The 21,440-nt window shown below is 62.2% G+C and carries 21 protein-coding genes and 1 pseudogene; 7 read left to right on the top strand and 15 right to left on the bottom strand.

What is annotated here, in order from left to right:
* Nucleotides 1-207: 207 nt before the first annotated feature.
* Nucleotides 208-432 (bottom strand): hypothetical protein, encoded by a 225-nt coding sequence (locus FMP39_RS22130; RefSeq protein WP_141592271.1) that lies wholly within the window; start codon nucleotides 430-432, stop codon nucleotides 208-210.
* Between the two features lie 272 nt (nucleotides 433-704).
* On the opposite strand from FMP39_RS22130, the gene FMP39_RS22125 reads away from it, so the two are divergent.
* Nucleotides 705-1,529, top strand: coding sequence for a hypothetical protein (locus FMP39_RS22125; RefSeq protein ID WP_141592270.1), 825 nt, complete (start codon nucleotides 705-707; stop codon nucleotides 1,527-1,529).
* 8 nt (nucleotides 1,530-1,537) lie between these two features.
* On the opposite strand, the gene FMP39_RS37520 is transcribed toward FMP39_RS22125, so the two are convergent.
* Nucleotides 1,538-1,711, bottom strand: coding sequence for a hypothetical protein (locus FMP39_RS37520; protein WP_194858516.1), 174 nt, complete (start codon nucleotides 1,709-1,711; stop codon nucleotides 1,538-1,540).
* A gap of 400 nt (nucleotides 1,712-2,111) precedes the next feature.
* Nucleotides 2,112-2,414, bottom strand: a pseudogene (locus FMP39_RS38095) (integrase core domain-containing protein); the annotation flags it as partial.
* A gap of 305 nt (nucleotides 2,415-2,719) precedes the next feature.
* Here FMP39_RS38095 and FMP39_RS22115 point away from each other — a divergent pair.
* Together FMP39_RS22115 and FMP39_RS22110 are read left to right on the top strand one after the other, a co-directional pair.
* The gene (locus tag FMP39_RS22115) at nucleotides 2,720-3,205 is read left to right on the top strand and encodes a hypothetical protein (protein WP_141592268.1); all 486 of its coding nucleotides are present in this window, start codon (nucleotides 2,720-2,722) and stop codon (nucleotides 3,203-3,205) included.
* 106 nt (nucleotides 3,206-3,311) lie between these two features.
* Nucleotides 3,312-3,521 (top strand): hypothetical protein, encoded by a 210-nt coding sequence (locus FMP39_RS22110; RefSeq protein ID WP_141592267.1) that lies wholly within the window; start codon nucleotides 3,312-3,314, stop codon nucleotides 3,519-3,521.
* Nucleotides 3,522-3,622: 101 nt separating this feature from the next.
* Here the strand turns inward: FMP39_RS22110 and FMP39_RS22105 are convergent, their stop codons facing one another.
* The gene (locus tag FMP39_RS22105) at nucleotides 3,623-3,808 is read right to left on the bottom strand and encodes a hypothetical protein (RefSeq protein ID WP_141592266.1); all 186 of its coding nucleotides are present in this window, start codon (nucleotides 3,806-3,808) and stop codon (nucleotides 3,623-3,625) included.
* A 1,382-nt stretch (nucleotides 3,809-5,190) separates the two neighbouring features.
* Between FMP39_RS22105 and FMP39_RS22100 the strand changes: the two genes are divergently transcribed.
* The gene (locus FMP39_RS22100; RefSeq protein WP_141592264.1) at nucleotides 5,191-6,327 is read left to right on the top strand and encodes a site-specific integrase; all 1,137 of its coding nucleotides are present in this window, start codon (nucleotides 5,191-5,193) and stop codon (nucleotides 6,325-6,327) included.
* A gap of 235 nt (nucleotides 6,328-6,562) precedes the next feature.
* Here FMP39_RS22100 and FMP39_RS22095 read toward each other — a convergent pair whose 3' ends face one another.
* The 8 genes from FMP39_RS22095 to FMP39_RS22065 form a co-directional block, all read right to left on the bottom strand.
* A complete protein-coding gene (locus tag FMP39_RS22095; protein ID WP_141592263.1) occupies nucleotides 6,563-7,123 on the bottom strand; it encodes a hypothetical protein in 561 nt (186 codons plus the stop codon).
* Nucleotides 7,123-7,296, bottom strand: a complete 174-nt coding sequence (locus FMP39_RS22090; RefSeq protein ID WP_194858513.1) for a hypothetical protein — start codon at nucleotides 7,294-7,296, stop codon at nucleotides 7,123-7,125. The genes FMP39_RS22095 and FMP39_RS22090 overlap by 1 nt, the downstream gene beginning before the upstream one ends.
* A 60-nt stretch (nucleotides 7,297-7,356) precedes the next feature.
* The gene (locus tag FMP39_RS38090; protein WP_228558215.1) at nucleotides 7,357-7,767 is read right to left on the bottom strand and encodes a DNA polymerase; all 411 of its coding nucleotides are present in this window, start codon (nucleotides 7,765-7,767) and stop codon (nucleotides 7,357-7,359) included.
* Nucleotides 7,764-9,365 carry a DNA polymerase gene (locus FMP39_RS22085; protein ID WP_228558214.1) on the bottom strand — a complete coding sequence of 534 codons (1,602 nt, stop codon included), beginning with the start codon at nucleotides 9,363-9,365 and terminating at the stop codon, nucleotides 7,764-7,766. The genes FMP39_RS38090 and FMP39_RS22085 overlap by 4 nt, the downstream gene beginning before the upstream one ends.
* Before the next feature lie 83 nt (nucleotides 9,366-9,448).
* Nucleotides 9,449-9,979: a hypothetical protein gene (locus FMP39_RS22080; protein ID WP_141592261.1), complete on the bottom strand. Its 531-nt coding sequence runs from the start codon at nucleotides 9,977-9,979 to the stop codon at nucleotides 9,449-9,451.
* 228 nt (nucleotides 9,980-10,207) lie between these two features.
* Nucleotides 10,208-11,179, bottom strand: coding sequence for an HNH endonuclease (locus FMP39_RS22075; RefSeq protein ID WP_141592260.1), 972 nt, complete (start codon nucleotides 11,177-11,179; stop codon nucleotides 10,208-10,210).
* 136 nt (nucleotides 11,180-11,315) lie between these two features.
* Nucleotides 11,316-12,482: a hypothetical protein gene (locus FMP39_RS22070; RefSeq protein ID WP_194858512.1), complete on the bottom strand. Its 1,167-nt coding sequence runs from the start codon at nucleotides 12,480-12,482 to the stop codon at nucleotides 11,316-11,318.
* A gap of 144 nt (nucleotides 12,483-12,626) precedes the next feature.
* Nucleotides 12,627-12,782, bottom strand: coding sequence for a hypothetical protein (locus FMP39_RS22065; RefSeq protein WP_153904241.1), 156 nt, complete (start codon nucleotides 12,780-12,782; stop codon nucleotides 12,627-12,629).
* A gap of 71 nt (nucleotides 12,783-12,853) precedes the next feature.
* Here FMP39_RS22065 and FMP39_RS22060 point away from each other — a divergent pair, with 71 nt between their 5' ends.
* A complete protein-coding gene (locus FMP39_RS22060; RefSeq protein ID WP_141592258.1) occupies nucleotides 12,854-13,489 on the top strand; it encodes a hypothetical protein in 636 nt (211 codons plus the stop codon).
* A 177-nt stretch (nucleotides 13,490-13,666) separates the two neighbouring features.
* On the opposite strand, the gene FMP39_RS22055 is transcribed toward FMP39_RS22060, so the two are convergent.
* Nucleotides 13,667-15,592, bottom strand: a complete 1,926-nt coding sequence (locus FMP39_RS22055) for a DEAD/DEAH box helicase (protein ID WP_141592257.1) — start codon at nucleotides 15,590-15,592, stop codon at nucleotides 13,667-13,669.
* Between the two features lie 46 nt (nucleotides 15,593-15,638).
* Here FMP39_RS22055 and FMP39_RS22050 point away from each other — a divergent pair, with 46 nt between their 5' ends.
* Complete coding sequence (locus FMP39_RS22050) at nucleotides 15,639-16,403, top strand: hypothetical protein (protein WP_141592256.1); 765 nt, start codon at nucleotides 15,639-15,641, stop codon at nucleotides 16,401-16,403.
* Between the two features lie 70 nt (nucleotides 16,404-16,473).
* Here FMP39_RS22050 and FMP39_RS22045 read toward each other — a convergent pair whose 3' ends face one another.
* Nucleotides 16,474-17,823 carry a PD-(D/E)XK nuclease family protein gene (locus FMP39_RS22045; protein WP_141592255.1) on the bottom strand — a complete coding sequence of 450 codons (1,350 nt, stop codon included), beginning with the start codon at nucleotides 17,821-17,823 and terminating at the stop codon, nucleotides 16,474-16,476.
* A gap of 322 nt (nucleotides 17,824-18,145) precedes the next feature.
* Here FMP39_RS22045 and FMP39_RS22040 point away from each other — a divergent pair, with 322 nt between their 5' ends.
* Nucleotides 18,146-18,559 (top strand): hypothetical protein, encoded by a 414-nt coding sequence (locus FMP39_RS22040; RefSeq protein WP_141592254.1) that lies wholly within the window; start codon nucleotides 18,146-18,148, stop codon nucleotides 18,557-18,559.
* An 85-nt stretch (nucleotides 18,560-18,644) separates the two neighbouring features.
* Here FMP39_RS22040 and FMP39_RS22035 read toward each other — a convergent pair whose 3' ends face one another.
* The gene (locus FMP39_RS22035; protein WP_141592253.1) at nucleotides 18,645-20,912 is read right to left on the bottom strand and encodes a virulence-associated E family protein; all 2,268 of its coding nucleotides are present in this window, start codon (nucleotides 20,910-20,912) and stop codon (nucleotides 18,645-18,647) included.
* Nucleotides 20,913-21,440 lie beyond the last annotated feature (528 nt).

The raw sequence follows: 21,440 nt of genomic DNA, 5'->3' as shown, positions 1-21,440 counted from the left end.
GGGCAAGCCGCCGGGGGTGGGGACAGGTGAGTCGCCGGACATGGCAGCATGGCCTATCACTGAAGCGCGCGTTCCGCCCCTGACGAATCGTGTGGGCGCCTGCGCGCCCGGCATTCCTGGAGGGGTTCTCCCTGCGCGCCCATACGCACCAGTATGCAGTCGTAGGCCGTCCGCGGACGGAAGAGCGCCATCAGTCGCCGCCCGGTGTCACGCGCGGGCGTCGGCGAGCGCGGGGAGCTTGCTCGCCTTGTGCGCATGCTCAGCCTGGGAGGGTTGCTCGTCGTTCAGCTCGACGTGCGACCAGCGATGGCCGCTGATGAAGCCCTCCTTCGTGCGGATGACCTCGACTTCGAGCAGGTAGCGACCGAAGCGCGGATGGCGTCCGCCAGCCGCAGCCTGCGCGGTGGCAATCTTCGTCAGTGCATTGTTCATGTTACGTGGGCCCTTCGGCTTGGGTTGCGTCAGCGAGGAAGTGCGCTGACCCCACGTAAATGCGTGCGGATTCTGGGAGAGGCTCGGCTATGGACACTGGGACGTTCCCGTGTCGCGAGGCCGGTTGACGCGTCAAATTCTACGAGTGACGCGTCAACGCAGACACGCCATGAGACCTCCTCTCTAAATTCCGACGGGACCAGGATGGCGCGACTCCTGCACTGTGGCGGCGTCAGGACTGCTTCTCCTGCTCCAAGACGGAAGGATTTCGCATGGTGTCGACGAATCAGAACCCCAATGACGTGATGCCCCGACGTGCCTCCTGCTACGCCATGACTTCGGCCTCTTCTATGCCTCATGCACCTAGAGCCGGATTGTCGCGGTTGAGGAGTTCCCTCCAAACCACCTCGCTAGCGCTGCTGTTGGCTCTTTTAGCTACTGTAGTGCCAAACTTTGCATTTGCCGCTCATCTCAAGACCATTGATGGCAAGTGGTTCGACTTTGTGCCTTCTGGGGTGTTTTCGCTTCTGAAGTCAGGACGACTCCAAGTTCAAGTCGCCCAAAAACCGCAGGTCGGCGCCCCTGGCGTTGGGAGCATTTATGGTGTTGCCATCGCACATGGAGAATCGCTGATGCACTTTGTCCTTCAGGGGAACAAGCTGGTCGTTACAAGAGGCTCCTCCAATGCAAGTTCGCTTGTGGTGTTCAGGTCCACGGTAAACCCAAGCAGTTATCGGGTGTTTCCGAAGACCGACCCCGCCTCCTATATCGATATCAGCACGAACAGTCCGCAGTCAGGTAATTATCTCAATGTAGCTGCTGTGGCTTCCCTCTTCATTAGAACCCAAGGGGTTGATGGGCTCTTGGGGAATGGCAACGGGAATCCACTGGATGACGTTGCAGACAATGCTCAGCTTGTCAAGCTATTTCAGCTTCCCGACAACAATAATTTGTTTACGTGCACTCCTGGCAACTGTCAGTTTGTGCCACTGAACGCTGCGGACAAGTCGGCGAACCTATCGGTCAAGGCTCCTCAGGGCTACAGCAAAGTCGACATCGCCAAGCTTCCAGTGTCGACGATTGCGTCGAATCGGTAAAGGTTGGTTTAGGTCGCCGCCCAATCATGGCTTGCAAGGCATAGCTTCTGCGGCGTGCCGTCTGTCTGCTCGATGAAGCGGGCGAAGTCGCGGGCCTTCTGGAAGGCCCCGACAAGTTCGTCGGTGTGCTGATATCGCTCGACCTCAACTTCGTCGGCGAGCTGCCGATAGGATAGCGTCATGTCGATGAGTCAGAAACGATTGCTGCTCGCCAGTTTGTTCCTTGCCCTCGCCTTCCCTGCTATCGCGCAAGGCCCACCCATCAGGGAGGAGTGGAAGCGGGCTGCGAAGGCGGCATGTGGAAACAACTACATTCCCAAGGTAGACCCCAACACACTCGATCAGGAGCTGTGCGTGGTTGATTGTGAGCCTACTATCAAGACGGTTCAGAGAAGGGTCGGCGTCCGTCTTGCCGAGGGCTCTCCCTGCCATAAGCATCACCTTACAGCCCCTCCGTTTCCACTCCTGTTTGGTAAATGCAGAGGCGGCTACTGTGATGCGTCGATGCCATGAGACGGCTCGCGCGCACCAGCCGAACGTCCGAAGCTGAGTCTGGAGTTGCCCCCGTCAAATCGGACATGGTCAGTGGGGTGAATCGGTGAGTCGAAACTCTCTCAAGGAGCGCATCTTCAGCGCCTTGTGAGGGTGCACGGTGTTGTAGTCGTGAAACCAGGCGGGGAGCTGCTGGAGGACCGCCTCGGCGCTGTCCCGTCGGGCCAGGGACACGTAGTCGCGCTTGAGGCTCTTCACGAAGGACTCCGCCATGCCATTGCGCTCGGGGGAGTAGGCCGGCGTGGTGCGGATGAGCAGTCTCAGGCTGGCCCCGAATTCGCGCGTCTCGAGGGCAGTGTAGGGAGGTCCGTTGTCGGTGAGCCACTCAATCGGATGCGGCGTGCGTCGGCAGCCCGCGCCGGAGTGAGCCTCACCCCGGCAGTACAGGAGATGAAGCGCATCGGCTGAACCCTCTCACGCGACAACTACCTTGACGCTCACCGGTCTGAGGAGCGGTTGAATCACTAGGCTGTATGCCAGTAGCTTCCTGCTCGAAAGGGTGGGGTACTCATGGGGTTGATGGCTGCTGCGTTGTCCCTTGCAGTTCACCCGAGCCGAAGGAACTTGCGAAGCAACCCACAGGCGCGGAGGTGTTGGGGAGCAAGCCCGACTTCACTCCCCGCTACGAACTCATAAACATGGAGCGCCCCGACATTGCGGGGGTTCCACGCCTGGTCGTGCAGGAGCGCGTGCCTCGTGGGCTTACGCGGGAGGAACTTGAGCAGAACGTCCGGCACGCGCTCCTGCACTTTTACGAGAGCGCACCCGTAAGGCTCGGAGCTGTCAGTGTGGGCGCGTACGCGTCGGAGCGATTGAACATGGGCGCCGACGCAGCGCTTGGCGAGTTCGCTCCCGGCGGGCAGTGGGGGGCAGCGGATCCGGCCGTCCCGCTTTCCGCGTGGCAGGCGAAAATCAGCTTCGAGGAGCACTACTTCCGGACCGTGGAGGTGCTTGCCAAGGGGACGCGCGCCACGCTCGTTCTTTCCTCTGAGTTCTCGAACACCATCAGCCTGTCACGGAAGGCAAACCAGTGGCTCGAAGAGGACATCCTTGCGGAGTTGAAGCCCGGTGTGCCTGTGGTCGTGGTCGGGCATGAGGACTTCGGCAAGGTTGGTGTGCGCTAGGAGGTGGAGACGGCCATCAAGCCGAAGCGGAAGGGGTGGGTCCTCAGCTTCAATTTGAAGCCTGAATAAGCCCGCTCCCCGATCGGCCGGCGGGACCGCGATCGAGGTGAACTTCGCGGGCGCCCTGTCGAGCAATTTCTACACGGTGTCTGCGAACAAGGTCGTCTCCGCCGGCATCGCGGAGAATCCCGCCGTGGGCGTTCATTCGATGGGCACGAGCTCGTTTCTCTTGTCCGTCTACGACACCAGCTTCAACCCGGTGAACGTGTCGTCAGGCACGCACCAGGTGATGTTCGTGGTGCTCGGCCACCAGTGACGCGAGCCGGGCCAGGAACGAAAGAGGGCCCGGCACCTTGCGGCACTGGGCCCCCGTGGGCGTGGTTCAACTGACGGCGCTACTCGTGGCGGGTGCTGGAGTCAGGCGTCACCGAACTCTACTTCGACTCCGAGGATGCACGTCGTCACCTCGGGCGCGTCGGGGAACTGGACCATCACCCACGGGACGCCGTCGTCCTGGCCGGCGTCAAGGACGTCGCCGCGGTCGCCGGGCATGGCGAACACGCGCCCTTCATCGAGGACAACGTCTGTGGCTCTGGCGTGCATGGTGGCTCTCCCGAATTGGGTCCACGCGGAAGATGTGGACTCGGGCACCATGGCAATTTCAATTAAAAGTGTCAAATCGTGGCGTTCGGCTGGGCGAGCGGTACGGTGCCGGACTATGCCGAAAGGAACCTGTTCAGCTCCTGGATGTGACCGGCCCGTGCATGCGTCTGGGCTCTGCCGTGGTCACTATGCTCGGAGAGGGAAGCCCGACGAACTCGCCCCGCTTAGGCCCAAGCGCGCCGCTGGGGAGGTCGTGACGATTGGAGGTGTGAGCCTGAGCCGCGAGGCGGCCGACGTCATTCGAGTCCACGCGCGCGAGCGCGGTACATCCGAGCACGCGGTCATGGTTGAGGTGCTGGAGAGGTGGGCGAAAAAGCAGGGCGAGTAAAGAGATTACCGGCGCTCGATGTGGAGCGGTCCCCGGAAGGGGAGCACAGGCGGGGTGACAGGTTGAAGCGAGGGCAGGGTGATAGTGGCCATCCTCGTGGCAGCAACATAGGGGCTGCAGCTCACGCCGCCGCCGGTCTGGCGTGCCTGGACGGAGCGCACGTCACGCTCAACGGCAGACTCGTCGTCTGGGCGAATCCTCACGCCGCCTTCATCGCCCGGGAGCATGAACGGCTGGCGCGGCATGTGGGGCAGCACGTACGCCGGCCCTGTGCAGTCCGTCGTTTCGAAGTACCAATGTCCCCCGTCGACGGGCGCTGGTTGCCCCGTCTCCATGTTCAACGACCATACCCGCCCGGCCTCGTCGATGTGCACCGGGTAGAGGGGCCCATCGCTCACGACCCGCCCGTCCCTGTCGATGAACATGAGCCGTTCACCCGCCCCCGCGCCTGGCGCTCCCGGCGGACCTGCAGGCCCCGGTGGCCCCGGAGGCCCAGCGGGGCCCTGTGGCCCTGGAGATCCAGTGGGGCCTCGCTCACCAGCCACCCCATCCACGCCACCGGGAGCAGAGCAGGCACCGAGAACAAGCAACGCGAGCAACGGGAAACGCAGCATTAGATCCTCTCCCAAGCACCGTCCTAGGCGGGCGAGCACCTGCGGAGGAATCACTCTAGGGCGGTATGAACTCTGGGGCGGAAACTTGGCGGGAACTTGGCGAGATTCTGGTACGCACCGGAGCACTCGTATGCGCTCCGGTGCGTACCTAAACCCGCGAAACTACTACCGCTCTCAGTGTCCCCGACGGGATTCGAACCCGTGTTACCGGCTTGAAAGGACTGTTTAATTTAGAGTGAAAGTAGGGGCTTGAAATCTACAGATAACAGCGCTCTAACAGCGGTCGCACCTGGATAGGAGCGAACGCGATGGCGATCAAGGGAGCACGGTGGGTTGGGCGATGGGCTGGTGGGCGTGTACGGGAGTCTCGAGGACGGCAGGTGTGGGTCATCGAGCGCCGGGTCTTCGGAGTGATGAAGTCGATAGCCCTCGACGTCGACTCTGAGCGGGCCGCATTGGCTCAACTCGCACGCTTCGAAGAGGACCCCGCCGCCTACCAGACGAAGAAGCAGGCTTCCCGGCGCAAGGCCGATGCCGACCAGAAGGCCGCATCCGATGCCGTCATTTTGACCCCAGAGCTTCAGAAGGAGTTCATCGAGAGTGCGCGCAAAGAGGGACTCTCCGAGGAGTACGTCAAGCACATCCTCGGGAACTACCTCGCCCACTGGGGCGTGGCACTAGCTGGGCAGGATCTGCGAGGGGTGTCGCTCTTGGAGCTGAAGAAGATGCTCAAGGGCTGGAAGTCTGCCGAGCACCATCGCATCGTGGCCCTGAAGTCGTTCACCTCATGGCTTCGCGAGGAAGGGAAGCTCCACCGAAGCAATGATCCGACGTTGGACCTCCAGGTGCCGCAGGCCCAACCCGAGAAGAGCGTCCGGGTGAAGGGCTACTCCATGGCGGAGGTTGAAGCCGTCTACGCGGAGGTTTCGAGTCAGCTTCTTCGGGATACCCTCTGCTTGCGTGCGAAGGCCGCCATGCACGACACCGAGATTGCGCGCGTGGCGAGAGGTGAGGCCCTCTTGAAAGAGGTCGACGACCCGTGCGGGATCAAGGGGACGGTGACTTTTCTCCACAAGCGGGGCGACGATCACGTCGTCAGTCTTGATGCCCAGGCATTTGCGGCAGCTCTTCGGCTCCAGGCTCGCAAGCGGCCACTCACCCGGGCTCCTGCGCTCGTGATGCTCAAGCGTGCCGCAAGCAGGCTTCGTGAGAAGTGCGCGGCGCCCGAAGAGAGGGAGAAGATTCAGGTCATTGAGCCCGGCGCCATTCGGCACAGTTTTTCGAACTGGGCCTCTGACCACGGTGTCCTAGTGCGCCCAACGAAGCAGGGACTCCCGGTGGAGGAGGTGGCCGCCGTGATGGGGCATCGGAGCACGAAGACGACGCGAACGTTCTACAAGCGCGTTTTGGTTCCTCCGATGATTCAGCTCCCCCTGAAGCTGGTTCACCCGGAGGACCCCCCCATTGCTTCGCGGACAGCAGACTTGAACGACTCCAACGAGAAGTCCGTGGCTTGAGGTCGTCGACGCGGGCGAGGGGAAGATGCGGCGTGGTCCTCTTCGCCCTTGATGCAGGCGAGCGCCGAATCGAGTCGTACTGTCGTCTTCTTTCCGAGCTTGGGCGCCCGCAGCAGTCGTCCCTCGGCAAGTAGCTCGAACACACGAGTCCTCTTGCAGTGAAGCAGTTCGGCGGCGCGTTCAATCGTCACTGCGGGACCGTCGAGCCCGGGACCGGTAGGATGATGTGGCATGGCTACCTCGGAAAAACTTTCCGGGGCGCGAGTCGGCCGACGACGTAAAGGCCGATGCCGACGGCATCCCAAACGTTGTGGTGCTTGTCCTGGGCGCGCGGGAGCTGCACCCGCAGATGTTCCTGGGGTCGCTCGCCGAGGCGCGCCTTGATGCGCTCGACCATGACATCACCGTCGAGTGTTCCCTTCCACTCGCGGGGCAGGAAGCTGCGCTCACTCGTCGCGCTAAGCTCACCGACAACCCGGCCGACGACGCCCGCAAGTTCAATCAGGTCGTTCGGGTCGCCCTTGCTCTTCCCGGCCGTGTAGACCTGGGGGCATTCGCTCGCGACGGTGACGGAAACAACCACGCCAGCGGCCCTGAGAGGCTCAAGGAACGACGAAACAAACGCGGCGACCCCTCCCGCCATGCGCGACCATGCGGCGAGCCCACGGGCTTTCCGCTCGGCATTCGTGGGCATTCCCGCCGCGAGCAGCTCGCCCGAGTCCAGGTCGAAGAGCGCGACGCCGCACTCGCGAAGCCCGGGGTCGAGCGCCACCAGTAGATTTCGAGTCGTCGACATCAGCGGGCCGCCACCAGGAGGTGACGGGAGGTCGCTTCACCTCCCACCGCGGACAGCAAGCGCAGCTCGTGGAAGTCGGCGACATCGAAGGCGACCGCGTCGTCGAGGTCCGCGTCGAGATACGGGCAGAGAGCGGGCGGGAGCTGTTCGAGCGCGTCGGTTGTCTTGGCCATGCGTTGCACCTGTTAGGGAGTGCGTGTGCTCCCTAAATGGGTGCGGATTTCGGCCGTGGTTCAGGCAGCGCGCTTTGTTGGTGGCTCCCAGACGAGCAGCCGCCCGGAGCTGTCGCGTACGGTGGCGACATCTTTCGACATGATGCGGGACAGCGCGGGCTCGGCTTCGATTGCCGGTGCCAGGTCGGGAGTCGTTTCCTTCATCGCCTCGCGCATCAGGTACGCCTTGCGCTCGGCGGCGTCGTGCATCCGCTGGGTGTCATTGGCGAGCAGCTCGCTAATCAGCTCGTCATGCACCATCAGGACGAGTCGGGAGCCGTAGAGCGGCGAGCGACGGTCGACGTACATCTCGCGGCTGACGCGCCACATGGCGAGCTTGCACCCGACGGCCCCGAGGCCCTGGAACGGCGTGTTGAGAATCTGCGTGTAGCCGCACCCGCCGCGCAGGATGTTGGCCCCCGGAATCATCACGTCGGCGACCCCGCCCCGTAGGTGCGTGACTTCGCCCGGTGCTGTAGCTCGCGCTGCTCAGGCCACGCGTTGAGCCACTTCGTGTCCAGTTCCTTGGCGACTTCGAAGCAGGCCCGGCAGACCATCTTCGGCTTGCGCTGCACGGTGATGACGACGCGCTCGATGCCGCAGACGTCTGCGCGCTTCGCCAGCAGGCAGAAGGAAACCCGGTCCTTCGCGCGTGCGTTGTAGACGAGCGAGCCGCCCGTCATCCCACCGCCCTTGCCGAAGTTGAGAATCTTCGCGAGCTGACGGAAGGCGACCGCGAGGGGCTCTTTCGCCTTCACCTTCGGAAGCAGCTCGTCGTAGCTGGCCCCGAGGAACTCAGCGGCGGCAAGGGTGTGGACGTCGAGCCCGCTGTTCAGCGCTTCGGCCATCTTCGAGAAGCCGAGTTCCCAGATGGCCCGCTGAGCCATGGTGCGAAGCTCAAGCCCGCTGTAGTCGACCGAGCAGTAGACGAAGCCGGGACGGGCCTCGTGGACCTCCCGAATGCCGCCCTTCTGCGGGAGCTGCTGGTAGTCGCTCGAAACGCGCGTGGTGCTGACGAGCACGTTGAAGCGCGGATTGATGGGGAGCGAGGTGCCCGCTTCGACGACGTCCAGGTAAGTCGACTTGTACTTGTCGACGCGTCCGCTCTTGCCCAGGTCCTCAAGCAACGCGTCGCCCGAACCGAGCAGCGTGTCACGGTCGGTCGCGACTTGGCCGTCGGGGAATCGGTCGCTGGGCGCGGTAATGGGCGGCTGCCCGTCATAGGCGGCAGTCACGAGCGCCGCGAGGCGCTTCGAGTCTTTGGTGCCATCCTCACGGTAGATGCCCGCCGCCTGGAACTTGGCCCGGTTGTCTCCCCACTCGCGTTCCACACGCTCCCGCAGCACGGCGGCCGAGTCACCGTTCGTTCGGAGTCCCCAGATGGAAGCGAGGTGGAGCGCGAAGGCGGCGCGCATCTGCTCGGCTTCGGCATGCAGGTTTCCGCCGTTGGGTGTCTCCCGCGCTACGGCTTCCTGCCGGAAGAAGACGTCGAGCGTGTAGCGGGCATCTCGCTTCGGGTACGCAGCGGCTTCCGCCGGCCAGCTCTCGACAGGGACGCCGTCGAGTTCCGCGTAGCGCAGGCGCCATGCCTTCGGGTTCTTTTTGTCCTCGCTGATGTCGAGCCCGAGATGGCGTTGCACGAGAAGCGCGAGCGGGTAGCGGGCGCCTTCGTCATCGTCGAGCTTCCGGCCTGTCGACGGGTCCACGCCGTAGAGCCCCCGCGCGATGTCGATAAGGGCTTCGCGAATCTGGACGCAATGCAGGCGGCCGGCTTCGAGCGCCGCGAAGATGGGCGCGACGAGTCTCGGGTCGTCGGCCGCCATGACGCCCAGGTCGTAGGCGAGGTTTGCGCCAACGAGGTGCGTGTCAGGTGAGGTGATGGCCTCGCGAAAGAACTGCCGGGCTTGGGCCTTGTCGAGCAGTCGTTCACTGCCTGGAGCTGCCGCCGCGATGCTGCTGCACACGAGAGGGGGCGCGAGCAAGCCGGGCTGAATCAGCCACGTTTCCGTGTCGAAGGACCAGACACTCACGAAGGATGCCTTTGGGAAAGGGAATGTGGCCCGTGTCGTGGGCCATCCGCCGACGGAAGAGCGCCGTCAGTCGCCGCCCGGTGTCAGGCGAGGGCGTCGGTGAGCGCGGGGAGCTTGCTCGCCTTGCGCGCGTGCTCAGCCTGGGCAAGCTGCTCGTCGTTCAGCTCGACGTGCGACCAGCGATAGCCGCTGATGACCTTCCCGGCATGGCCCTCCTTCGCGGGGAGCTGCTTCGGGAAGACCTCGCAGCGAATCAGGAGGTGAGTACCCGCCTGCCGCTCGTCGAAGAACTTCTTCAGCGCGGCCGGGTTGGCGAACTCGTATTCGTCGGCACCCACGAGCGTCATCAGGAAGGACTTGAAGCGCCCGCCGCCGCCCTTCTTCTGGTCGCTCAGGTTCTCGACGTAGTCGACCGTCTCGCCCGGTCGGCTCGGAGTCTCGCCACCGGCGAGGGGCTCGGACTCGCGAACCTTCAGCTCGGCGATGGCGGAGTCGCCCTTGAAGCCCTCCTTCGTGCGGATGACCTCGACTTCGAGCAGGTAGCGACCGAAGCGCGGGTAGCGTCCGCCAGCCGCAGCCTGCGCGGTGGCAATCTTCGTCAGTGCGTTGTTCATGTTACGTGGGCCCTTCGGCTTGGGTTGCGTCAGCGGCGAAATGCGCTGACCCCACGTAAATGCGTGCGGATTCCGGGAGTGGCTCAAGAGGGCCACCTCGGTTCAATGGCCTGATTTGATCACGTCCAAGGGGACTTGGTGCTTCATTGCGAACTCTTCTTCTGCGGCGAGTCGTCGCGCCTCGCCCCTTTGGCGAACCAAGTCCTCAAATGGCACTGGGCCTATTGTCTATTTTTTCTGCGGATCAACAATCCATCCGACGCCTCTCATCAGTGTGCCAGGGAGGCGATTGCAGAATGTTCCGGCAGCATCAATCTCAAGAGTGTTCTCATACTCACCAAAAAGGCTTGCGGTGAATGCGATCCCTGATCCGATGTCGGTGAGGCAGAATGCGTGAAGGTTCGGGCTTGGGAGGATTAGGTGCGATGTCTTGTATTTGTCTTGCGCCAGGATGCCAGCGCTACCGTGCAGCAGGGATTCGCTGCGCTTGTCGGGATCGTTCTCCCAGAGAAATGAGCGGAGCCTGTCTGCCTGTGGAGATTGTGCGTACTCTTCTTTAAGGACTAGACATGCGAGCCCGAGCCCCATTTTTACAATTGCGCGATCCCATGCGGTGATGTCAATGCTTGCCCTTATTCTACTCTCTTGGCCTAGTGTCTGGATGGCGAGGAACAATGCGCGTTCTTCATCGGACTCTGCTCGTTTGAGGCTGGTTCTTCTGTGGCCAGAGAATCGTTCCTTTAGAGACTTCTGAATGACTTCTTCTGCTTCTGGTGTTGCGACCTGACCGATGCTCCCAAACATGACGCATGATTCATTGGTCTGTGTTCTGAATCTGTACGCAATGATCCTGTGTTCGAGATAGTAGAGTTCTACGCGCTCTGGTCGAGTCCATTCGATGCGTCCAACCATGAAGACTGGGCGTCTTCCTCTGTTCGTGATGCCATGGAAGAATCGCTTTGATTCGATAAATCGATCTCGACAGAAAGGCAAATCCACTTCTTCGCCTGCTCTTGTGTTGCAGTCTTTGCAGATGTGAGGTGTTCCCGTCTTGCTTAGAGTCGCGCCCAGGCAGGCGGGTATGATATGCTCTTTCGAGCGGGCCGAGTTTGGTCGCATCTTCCCACAGTAGAAGCAACAGAAATTCCCGCTCACAGCTCTCCTCCGGAAGAGGTCGTATATCCTGACGAGACGGTGCATTCTAGCATAGACGCTTCCGGGGCAATGCTCTCCCCATTCGCACTTGCGAAGCACTGCTTTTGCGGTGTGTCCTCCACAGTGGAGGCTTGAGCCTAATTTTTTCGGTGAAGCAAGTTGTGACGCGGCTTCGCTCGATTCATAGGGTCAATGGCTCCTCCACGTTGAAGAACTCACTCGGCCCCAGGGCACTCCCGTCGCGGAGCGTGCTGAATCCACTGAAGAAGATCCCTGATCCATCGAAGGTGTTAAGCTGGCCTGCTGTGCGAAGCCCCGTACGCGCCATCTGAACGACCTGTCGAAAGATTGTTTCTTCTACGCCGAAGAATGTTGCCGCACCGGTGTCAAGCTGAAACGGCGGGGGCCACCTCGTCACTAACCCTTCCTGGGTCTCAATGATTCTTGGCCCACTTCCGGGGGAACTGAAGAAGCCGCCGATAAATCGCCGTCCCGCGAGTGGCCCCGCAACAACCCGCCATGGGAAGACTCGAATGGAGAGTTCGCTGGGCAGTGCCAGCCCGGTTGCGAGTGAGGCAGCCAACACCGGCTGTCGTAGCTTCGCGGCGATGCCACTGTAATGCGAGGCGATCACTGCTGCGCCCAGCTCACCAGCACTGTCTCCGTCGAGAGGCCGCTCTCCTGGTGAATCCGGATCCTCCGCAAAGATCGAGGAGTTGATTCGGGGGCCGTCCTCTTCTGTGGCGTAGCGAACTGCCACGATATGTCCTTTAATTCTCCGTGCCCATCCCTGCGCATCCTTGAAGGTTACTCGTGTGAACTGACTCCTCCATTCTGCGAACTTCTTCGACTTGAACGAAATCGACTCGTAACGGCCCTTTGCCTCAGCCAAGAACACGAGGTTGGCACTTTCTGCACAGAAGTAATCTGGCGTGTCACCGCTACGTGCCCGCTCGATTCGGCACCCGCCGAAGGCTCGGTGAAGCTGGCGGTCGAGGACGTGCTCCATATGCGCAAAATACGTAATATTGAAATGGTCGTGGAGAAATAAACGACAGAATGCTTGACCGAGTTCCGTGGATCTATGTCTCTTGAATCCAGATGCTGTTCCAATCCCGGAGCCCAGGATGCGGAAGTCCCGCGTGGGCATCAAAAAACGCACGTGCTCAAACTGTGTGGGATCAGGATTGGGCGGAGTCGTTCCATGGGAGTCGAGATAGTAATGGTGGAATAGATTGGCGAGATTGACAGGCAGCGAATCTATTGCTTGATTGTTTTTCGGGTTTGTCCGCAGCGTGTGTGGCACGGTTGGGTACTTGTTTAGGGCCAGCTTCAAAATTCTGTCCACGACATCTTCGCTCTGTGTTCCTCGGTTCTCTATATCTTATAGGACTGAGGACTGAGGGCCCAGAGGAGATGACGTGGCCAAGGCGGAGCGCCGTTCTGCGGTGCGTCAGAGATTGATTCGGTCCGGATTGCGTCGACGCTCCGGCTAGTCGTAATTCGCGAAGTTCAGCCTCTGTTGCGTGCCCTCCGTCTGTTCGATGAACCGGGCGAAGTCGCGGGCCTTCTGGAAGGCCCCGGCAAGCTCGTCGGTGTGCTGGTACAGTTCTGTCTCGACTGGCCGAAGCGCAGATAGCACCCGCACACCGAAGCCTGCAGGGGTTCCAAGTTGGGCTTTATGTAGATTCCAGGGCTCGTTAAGGGAGGTCGCAATCGATGGGTGAAACGAAATTCTGGCACGAGCGATTGGAAGAGATGCTTTCTTCAACGCGCTTCCGCAAGTTGCCGAAGGATTCGAAGTTTTTTCTTAGGTCTTTTGAGTCAGAGCTAAGGAGGAGGCTGGGCAACGATGCGAACTCTGGAGATCGCAGTGGGGTGGCAAGCCCATTTCAGACTGCTCTGATCGAGACGCTGAGAAGCAGGAATATAACTCCCGATACTCATGCGGCAACTGTCAAGACTCCGATAGGGAATAAGCATTCCGATGTCAGCTTTGTTTATCGGAAGAAGTTATGGATCATGGAGCTCAAAACGGGGCTTAGTTTTAATTCTCTCGGGGCGGCCGTTTGGGAGGCATTGTTGTTTCGGAGTAGATATCCAGACTCGAGGTTTACGATCTTGGCACTGTATGATCTGTTTCCGAAAATAGAAGATCCGTATGCAATCAAAAAAGACATCGCCAAGATCTTGAGGCGAGCTGGGACTCCCTTGACAGAAGACCTCCGGTTGTTCGTGCTCTCCCGGCCTCCTCGATTTGTGGGTCATGATATGGAGCAGTGGATTGATTTCTTTGCTGATGGAGTTGAGAGTTTTGTGGAAGGGTTGCCGAACCCCAAAAGCAGGAGTGTTTAGAGCGTGCTTTGGTAGGGGGTATTTCTGGAGTGTCCACGCTTGGTCCGGTTGAGATCGAGGGCTCGCCGGACAAGTTGGACCCTGTCGAAAACGGTGAGCAAGTGACGGTTGACCGTTTGGTGAAGGAACTGAAAGAGCGGCTTTGGGGCTAGAACGAGGCGGGCTGGGTTTGGGCCTTTAAGAGGCAGCGAAGTGATAGTCCGCGAAATTCAGTTTCTGCGGTGTGCCTTCCGTCTGTTCGATGAATCGGGCGAAGTCGCGGGCCTTCTGGAAGGCCCCGACTAGCTCGGCGGTGTGCTGGTACAGCTCGACCTCGACCTCGTCGGCGAGCTGTCCCTGACGGTGGCACCGGCCGATAGCCTGTTCCCACGCAGCGCCGTCGGCCGGTGGGTTCACGAACAGCATCCGCGAGAACATCGTCAGGTTCTTCCCGGTTCCGTGGGCACGAAGCGAAGCGACGATGGACCGCTTTCCACTCTCCCGGATGATGGTCGCCGACGCTTCTGGGCCGCCGCCGTAAAAGGGCGAACCTGTCGCCTTCGCGATGCGCTGGCCAAGCTCCGGGAACTCAACCCAGACGATTCCCGGCTGCCCCTTGCGCAGTGCCCAATTCGCCGCGTCACGCACAATGAAGTCGGAGAGCCACACGGCTTCCGTAACGTGGACGACGCGCTTGTGAATCTCCGCCCACGAGGGCCACGACATCGCGCGCCAGGTCGGCAGTTCCCCTTCGTAGGGCGGGGACTGGTGGGCGCGAATCGCGGCGCGCATCAGCAGCCCGGGTGAGTCGAGATGCTCGGCGGGGCGCTTGAGGCGCTCGCGCAGCTCCCGGTTGAACTCCTGCCGACGCGCGAACCACCGAACGATCAGCTCGGGGGCCTGCGGAACGCCCTGGACGTCGGGGTAGCGCCAGCGGTGGAAGAAGCCGCTCGCGAGCTGCCGCGCACAGACGACGCGTTGCAGCTCGTCGACGAACTCTTCGCCGTCGGGGCGCTGTCCGCCGAGTGCCGTCTGAATGTGGGCGAGCAACTCGTCGGGGACCTGCCCAGGGTCGCGCGTGCGGATGACGAGCGACATGCCGACGGCGCTTTCGTCCGTGGCCACGACACCCGGCGTTGCGTTGCGCCACCGACGATAGGCGTCACGCACGCGTCGGCGCTCACGGTCGGCTTCGTTCTCCCCTTCAAGTGGAGCAAGTGAGTGCGTCGGGTCAACGAGCTGAAGAAGTGCTCCCGGAGGGGCGACGGTAGTTCCGGGGTCCAGCGCCGACGCCCACTCTTCGACGACGTGCTGCTTCAACGGGAGCGGGCTGCCGTCACGCAGCGCGTACTCCGCGAGGTGGGCGTAGTCCTTGACCGTTCTCGTCGCCAGCGTGCCCGACTGGGCCACGAGACGCGTTTCGGGGTTCAGCTCCAGGTAGCGAAGGAACCGGCCAGTGCGGGCGCTCTTCCGGTCCTTCAGCTTGTGAGCTTCGTCGCAGATGATGAGGTCGGGCCGGATGCGCGTCAGGAGGTCGGTGCCTTCCTGAGTCGAAAACTTCTCGTAGGTGATGACGTGGAGGACGGGCAGGCCGGGGCGGAACCACCTGCCTCCCGCGAGGTTGGGCAAACGCCAGTGCCCGCCGTAGAAGTGCCAGTCGACCTCGATGAGCTGGGCGCGGAGGTTGGACGGCAGGAGTAGGACGGCGACCTTGCACCCGGGCACGACGAGCGGCAACAGGAGGTCGACCAGCGTCTTCCCGTGCCCCACGCCGATGGGGAAGAGCCCGCCACCCGTGCGCGCCGCTTCCAGCAGGGCGAGGCGCTGGATGGGGAGCAACGCGGACGGGCACCGTTTCCCGAGCGCCCCGCAAGAGCAACGCGTGTCGGCAGGGGCGCGCAGCGCGGCTTCCAGCGCGGCGAAGTCGGCAGCGCCGTATGTGCTCGCGAGGTCGCGGCGCGGAAGGCTGAGCACCCGTGCGAGGTCTGGCGACCAGCCCACGGGCTGCCCCTTCGCGATAGTCGAACGGTCGCCAGCGAGCTTCGCGAGAGCTGTGGGCGCAGAGAAGGGACGACACTCGGCAACACTTGTCCCACCTTGGGATAGACGGCTGAGGAGTTTCATTCTCGACAAGGGCTTGCTAGGCTTGCCTGATGCTTGGGAGGATGGAATGTCTTACCTGGAACTTGTGAAGGTGCGGCTCCAGATCGCTCTTGATGAGCAGGAACGAGAAGCATTCACGGCGATTGAGGAGATCCAAAAGAGCCTTGGAGGGAGTGGGGTGACAAGTGTTGAGCGTCAACTGGCGGCGGCAGTTGACATCTTTGCTTCGAGCCTTGAGGACACGGTCAGGACAGTCATTAATGGGCTCCGTAGTGATTCTCTACAGCTCGGGCAGGCAGATTTTGCGGACCTGTGGGGTGCCGCTAAATCGTGCTTTCCGGAGGAGCTTAATGTCCGTGCTCGACGGTTTTTGTCTGTATTTATTGCAAGGGAAGGGGGAGTGCGCGACAGCGAAAGGCTAGCTCATCAAATGAGTCATCGCCTCGGGCAACGCACGTCACGTCTTGTTGTTGATATTCATAATAGGGCCAAGGAGTGCGATTACTCACGTAAGCTGCTTGTGCCACCGAGTAGGCAGGTGACACGAGAAGTGATTATGTTTGTTGAGGAGGTTAGTGCGCTTGTGAGGTCGCAAGGTGATGTGGCTGGGTTCATTGAAAAAAGCACATCGCAGCTTGAGCGGATAGAGACAGAGGTCAGGCGGCAAGGGATGGATATCTCGTTTGCCGCAGATGCCCTCGCCGAGAGCATGGTTAAGAAGCTTACGACGCGAGACGGATTGTCCCAGTTTATCGGCGGTGTTTCGACGAATGCTGCATATGACGCCATCAAGAATGTTGCTGCCGCACTGATCGGCCTTGCGGGGTCTTAGCTCAACGCTCTGATGTCCATGCTTTGCAGAAATCCGCACGGCACTTGCTGGGGGCAACGGTCTATTTTTGTCACGATCGGACGCCGCGAACGACCACATCGAACGCCGGTTCGAGCGCCTCGACGATGACCTGCATCAGCTCCGACTGGGCGACCCCGAGCGCGACGTAGCTGCCGGGTGCGGGCAGCTCGGCGCGCGCCGCCATGGCCAGCGCCCCGCGCCACTTGCCGAACCCGAGCGCCGAATCGGAGTCCGCGAAGCGCACATCGTCGACGCCGCCCGCTTCGGCCACCTTGCGATGCATGGTGTCGACGTAGCTCGTAAGCGACTCGGGCGTCGGTCCGTCGAAGGCCGTCGGGATGCAGTCGACGAAGAGAACCCGAAGCGCGCTCACGGGCGACGGGGCCGCGTCGGTGGGCTGCTCGGGCTCGGCCGTCTTGCGAGGGCGACCGCGACGCTTCGGCGCGGGCTGCTCAGTGGCCTGGGCGACCTCTGGAGCCGTCTGTACGGGCGTAGGGGTGGGGGCGTCCGGGGGAAGAACGGCGGGCAACTCCGGGGCATCGCGCTCGACCGCGGCGACGGTAAGTGGGGCGGACTCGGAAGCCTTGTTGAGCAGCTTGTCACGCAGCGACATCGTCTTGTTCTCTCCTGTGAGGCACTTCGCCATGAACGGACATCCGCCGTACTTGCCGCAGGCGGGGCCGTAGTTCGCGGGCACGTCGGAAGCTCGGGCGGCTTGCGCGTGCTCCTTCATCGCTTCGACCTGGGGCTCGACCTTTGACTTCCACTCGTGCGCGACGTGCTCGGCGGGCACCGTGGCGACGACGGACGCGGCAAGGCGCTGTCCCCGGGTCTGGTAGTAGAGGTGTTCAAGCTCCAGCGTGCGCAGCCCCGGGAAGCGCTCAACCTGGCTGAGTGCCCACGCGCCATAGCCGACCATCTGCAAGCCGGGTTCGGTGTCGGCGTCGGCGAGCTGCTCAGCACTCGCGGCATTCGTCGCGACGTTGCTGGTGAACTTGTGGTCGGTGATGCGAAGGACGCCGTCAGAGGCGAGCCGCCGAGCGTCTACGAGGTCGATGAACCCTGTGAAAGGGACTCCGCCCGCCGTCAGTGGCGGTTCGCCGTTCAGGGGCTGTTCGACGAGCAAGTCAGCGCCGGGCGTGGGCAGTAGATGGGCGCCTGCCCTGGCGAATGTGCCCAGCACGTCTTCGCCCGTCGAGAGGAAGTGCTCAAGCTGGGCGTGTCCCTCGGTGCCGACCTGTTGCGCTCCCGTGCTGGGCTCGGGGACGCGCATGACCTTCTGAAAGAACCATGCGCGCGGGCACAGCTTGTGGCGCTTGAGCTGCGAGACGCTCAATCGCTGGATGACCCCGGAAATTACCGAGGGGCCATGCTTCGGGATATCGACGGGAGGCGTCACCTTCCCTAAATGCGTGCGGCTTTCGGGAGTGGCTCAGCACCTGACACGCTCAGCGGCTACTACATAATTGTCAGGAGCTTTCGGTATCGAACGCACTCTGAACTGTCTGATGTTGTAGGCGCTCTGGCCTACTTTCAGAAGCGTGCGGTTACAGATGCTTTTTCCGCAGCTGCCTACAGTGTGGTTATTGGCCCTGTGCGTCAATGGCTTTGTCTATTTTTTTTCGATGGCCGCTGTTGAGTCGGGATTGGAAATGCTTGATAGTGGGTTTTCCATGATTGGGTCAGGTGCTGGTCCTGCAATATCCAGCTGAGAGGGATGCATGAAGAAGAATTCTGTCATTGCGATGTTGTCGCTTGCCCTGTTCGCTTGCGGCCAACCCATGGAGGGGGCGGAGGACACTGACACGATCAAGAATGCGCCCACGCCAGAGCAAGCAATGCTGGAGTCTGAGGACCCTGCCACTATCCGAACTATGCCTACGCCGGAGCAGGTCGCGGAGGAGATGGTAGGCAACTACTTGCATAGCCAAGAGGACGCCTCTGGAGAAGTAGAGGCGCAGTGGTGTGCGCTGGAGCTTGTCGAAAAATGTCCAGCGGTTGGATACGGCATCTGCGCGGTGCGTTGCTGTGATGATCATCTCGCCAAGTCGTTCCAGGTATGTGGCAATTGCGGAGCCTGGGCGACCAGCGCCTGTGCCAACCACGGCACTCGCAAGCGCATCCGCTGGGAATAGTCCTCGGTCTTCAAATGTAGCGTTCTGAAGCTGCGCTGCACAGGCTGTGATAGACCCGTGCAGCGCCTTATGAACACCTGACTTCTCAGCGCTCGCCCCGCTTCTCCATGGGCGCGTTCCGCAGCTCGTCCGGGACGTAGTAGACGAGCGGCCGAGTCCCGTCCCCCATCCGGCGCTGGCCACGGGTGAAGTGCAGCGCCTTGAGGGCCGCCCCAATCTCTCGGGAGATGCGCGGGTCAACCTGGGCGGGGTGAAGGGCGAATGCTTCGACGCCGACATGGAGAATCGTCACGTCGTTGGGGCGCTTGTCGGCGGGCATCTCCAGAAGCCAACGCAGGATGACTTCCTTCCGGCTGTCCCCGTAGTTCTCTGCGCGAAGGGCGGCTTGCTGCTCGGCTCCCGCCGCTTCTTCAGACGTGAGCCACCACGACTCGCCTTGTTGGAAGCGCACGACGGCCTCGGCCCAGATTTGGTCCCTGTCCCTCGCGAGGGCTTCGGTGTCGATGTGGCTGCACTTCACCGGCCAGAAGCGCCGATGGCCCGTCGGGTCTCTCAGGTAATCATCCTCGTTCGTGGTGCCGACGAACACGCAGCGACGCGGGGACTTCACGTTGGTGCGTCCGTAGGGAGGCCGGTAGGTGTCCTCCGTCCTAGTGATGAATGCCTTGAGGGCCTGGTCTTCGGACTTCCGGAAGGTGGTCAGCTCGGCCAGCTCGATGAGCCAATACTGAGAGGCCAGCATCGCGCTGTCCTTGTTCGTCACGTCGATGTACGCGTCGGTGAAGTAGCGGCCTCCGAGGATGCGGAACGCGGTCGACTTCCGAAGTCCCTGGGGGCCTTCAAGAATCATGACGGTGTCGACCTTGCTACCGGGGCGCAGGGCACGCGCGACAGCGGAGATGGCGAACTTCGCGCCGACGGCCCGCAGGTATCTAGGCTCACCCCGCGCGCCGAAGTAGTTGGCGAGCATGCCGTCGAGTCGCGGCGTGCCGTCCCAGACGAGTCCGCCCAAGTACTCGGCGACGGGGTCATAGCTGTTGCGCCTCGCCACGGCGAGAATCTGCTGCGAGACGGTCAGCGCCTTGGGCCGCAAGCCGAGGTGGCCGTAGCTGCTCTGCTGAATCCAGTTGGCGACGAGCACGTCGAGCGTCTCCAGGTCCGGATTGATTCCGAGCGGCCCGCCCTCAATCTCAAGCTGCTTGGTACTCTCGTTGAAGCGAAGCACGCCGCGCCACTCGGGGGAGTTGAGCAACACCGCGAAGACGTTCGCCTCGCTGTTGCGAATCTTGTTCGTGCCGTCCTTGCCCGGGTCGAGCGCGAGCTTGCTCATCCAGTCGTCGGGGTTGGGGGCGTCTTCCTCCCTTCCGGGTTCGTCCGGTGAGGGGGCCTCCGGTGCCTTGCCGCCGAGCGACTTCCAAATGGCTTCGTTCTCCGCGAGGCGTCCCGCGTCACGGGCCTTCCGTCGCTCGCGGTGACGCCGCAGCTTCAAGAGGGCTTGTTCGCACAGGTGTTCCGTCCCTTCTCGCCAGTCCGTGGCGGCGAAGGACGCGCGGAACAGCTCGACGACGGCCGACTCGGGGGTGTTGAGCGGCAGGACGAAGGCCGCGCACGACATGAGGGCGTTCAGGGCCGTGTCTTGCCCGCCAACGGGGGCCAGGGGCTCACCAGCAAGGGCTCGGCGGATGATGGCGACGTGCTCGGGCTTCCGGATGCGCCGCAGGAGGGCCCTCAGCTCGTAGAGGTCGGCAGGCGCCCCAACGGGCGCGGACGGCTGGGCATGGGCGGGCAGCCCCGAACGGGCCACGTCGAGCAGCGCGTCGACGTCCAGGGGCGCTCCGTCTCCACTGGCCGCGTAGGGCTCAGCACCCATGGGCGCGTCGGGCAGGTAGTAGATGCGCGCCAGGTCCTTCGTGGCCGGGTCGGCGGGGAGTCCGAGCACGCGGATTGCGGCCTCCCGCACGGAGGGCCATTCCCGGGGCAGGACGGGCCGAGACAGCGGCATTACCAGCCGCAGGCAGTAGTCGTCGGGTGGGTGGTTGCTGTGCGTCGAGTGGACGGCGAAGGCGAGTCCATGGCGCTCGACGGCGTCGAGGCACGCGAGCTGCTCCGCCGTCAGGTGATCCAGGTCGAAGACGGCCACGGTGACGGCGCGCACATTCTCCGTTCGTCGTCGCTCGACGATGTCCACGGGGCTCCAGGCTGGGCCATTCTTGGCGGGGCAGCCACGGACGCACAGCGACGTGGGGCACTGACTCCGACGGTGAGTGACGAGTTTCGCTGACAGGTCGGGCCAGGAGAGGTCGACGCGCTTGGGGACGATGTCCTGGGCGTTCTCGTAGAGCGCGACGCGCACGGGGGCGCCGTGGCGGGCGAGGGGGGCGGCATCGGGGCTGCGCGGCGTGGAAAGTTGGTGTGTTGTAGTCACCCCCGGTAAATGCGTGCGGATTCTGGCGGTGGCTCACGCGGCGAATTTTTGTTCGCGCTGGCAAGCATCAAGTAGGCAGACCCCCTCTGTATAACTCCCTAAGCCAAAGAAGATGTAGGAGTAAGAATAAGGGGGATGTGTACGTATATGAGATGAGCATGTCCTAGGGATATATACGCGAGCCCCTTTTAGCCCCTGTTTCGGCTGACGCCCTGTCGGGTGCTCGCGATGAGCCGCTCGCGGAATCCACACGCATTTACGTGGGGAACGACTGCGTGCCGATGGGGCGTCGACGCGCAGCCCAACCGCGAGAGCGTAGAGGCGCCGTGGCTGAGACTGTCTGTGAATCGTTCGTAGTCGGCATGCGGCATGCTTCTGTTGGGGCGATGTCTCACGCAGCAATGTGTCGCAAGGGAAGTGCGAAAAAACATGTTTCACACAGTGAGTATGGCCTCC

Source organism: Myxococcus sp. AB056 (genome assembly GCF_006547365.1).
Lineage (GTDB): Bacteria > Myxococcota > Myxococcia > Myxococcales > Myxococcaceae > Myxococcus > Myxococcus virescens.
Note: the sequence above shows the minus strand (reverse complement) of the source record. Positions and strands in the feature narration are given on the sequence as shown.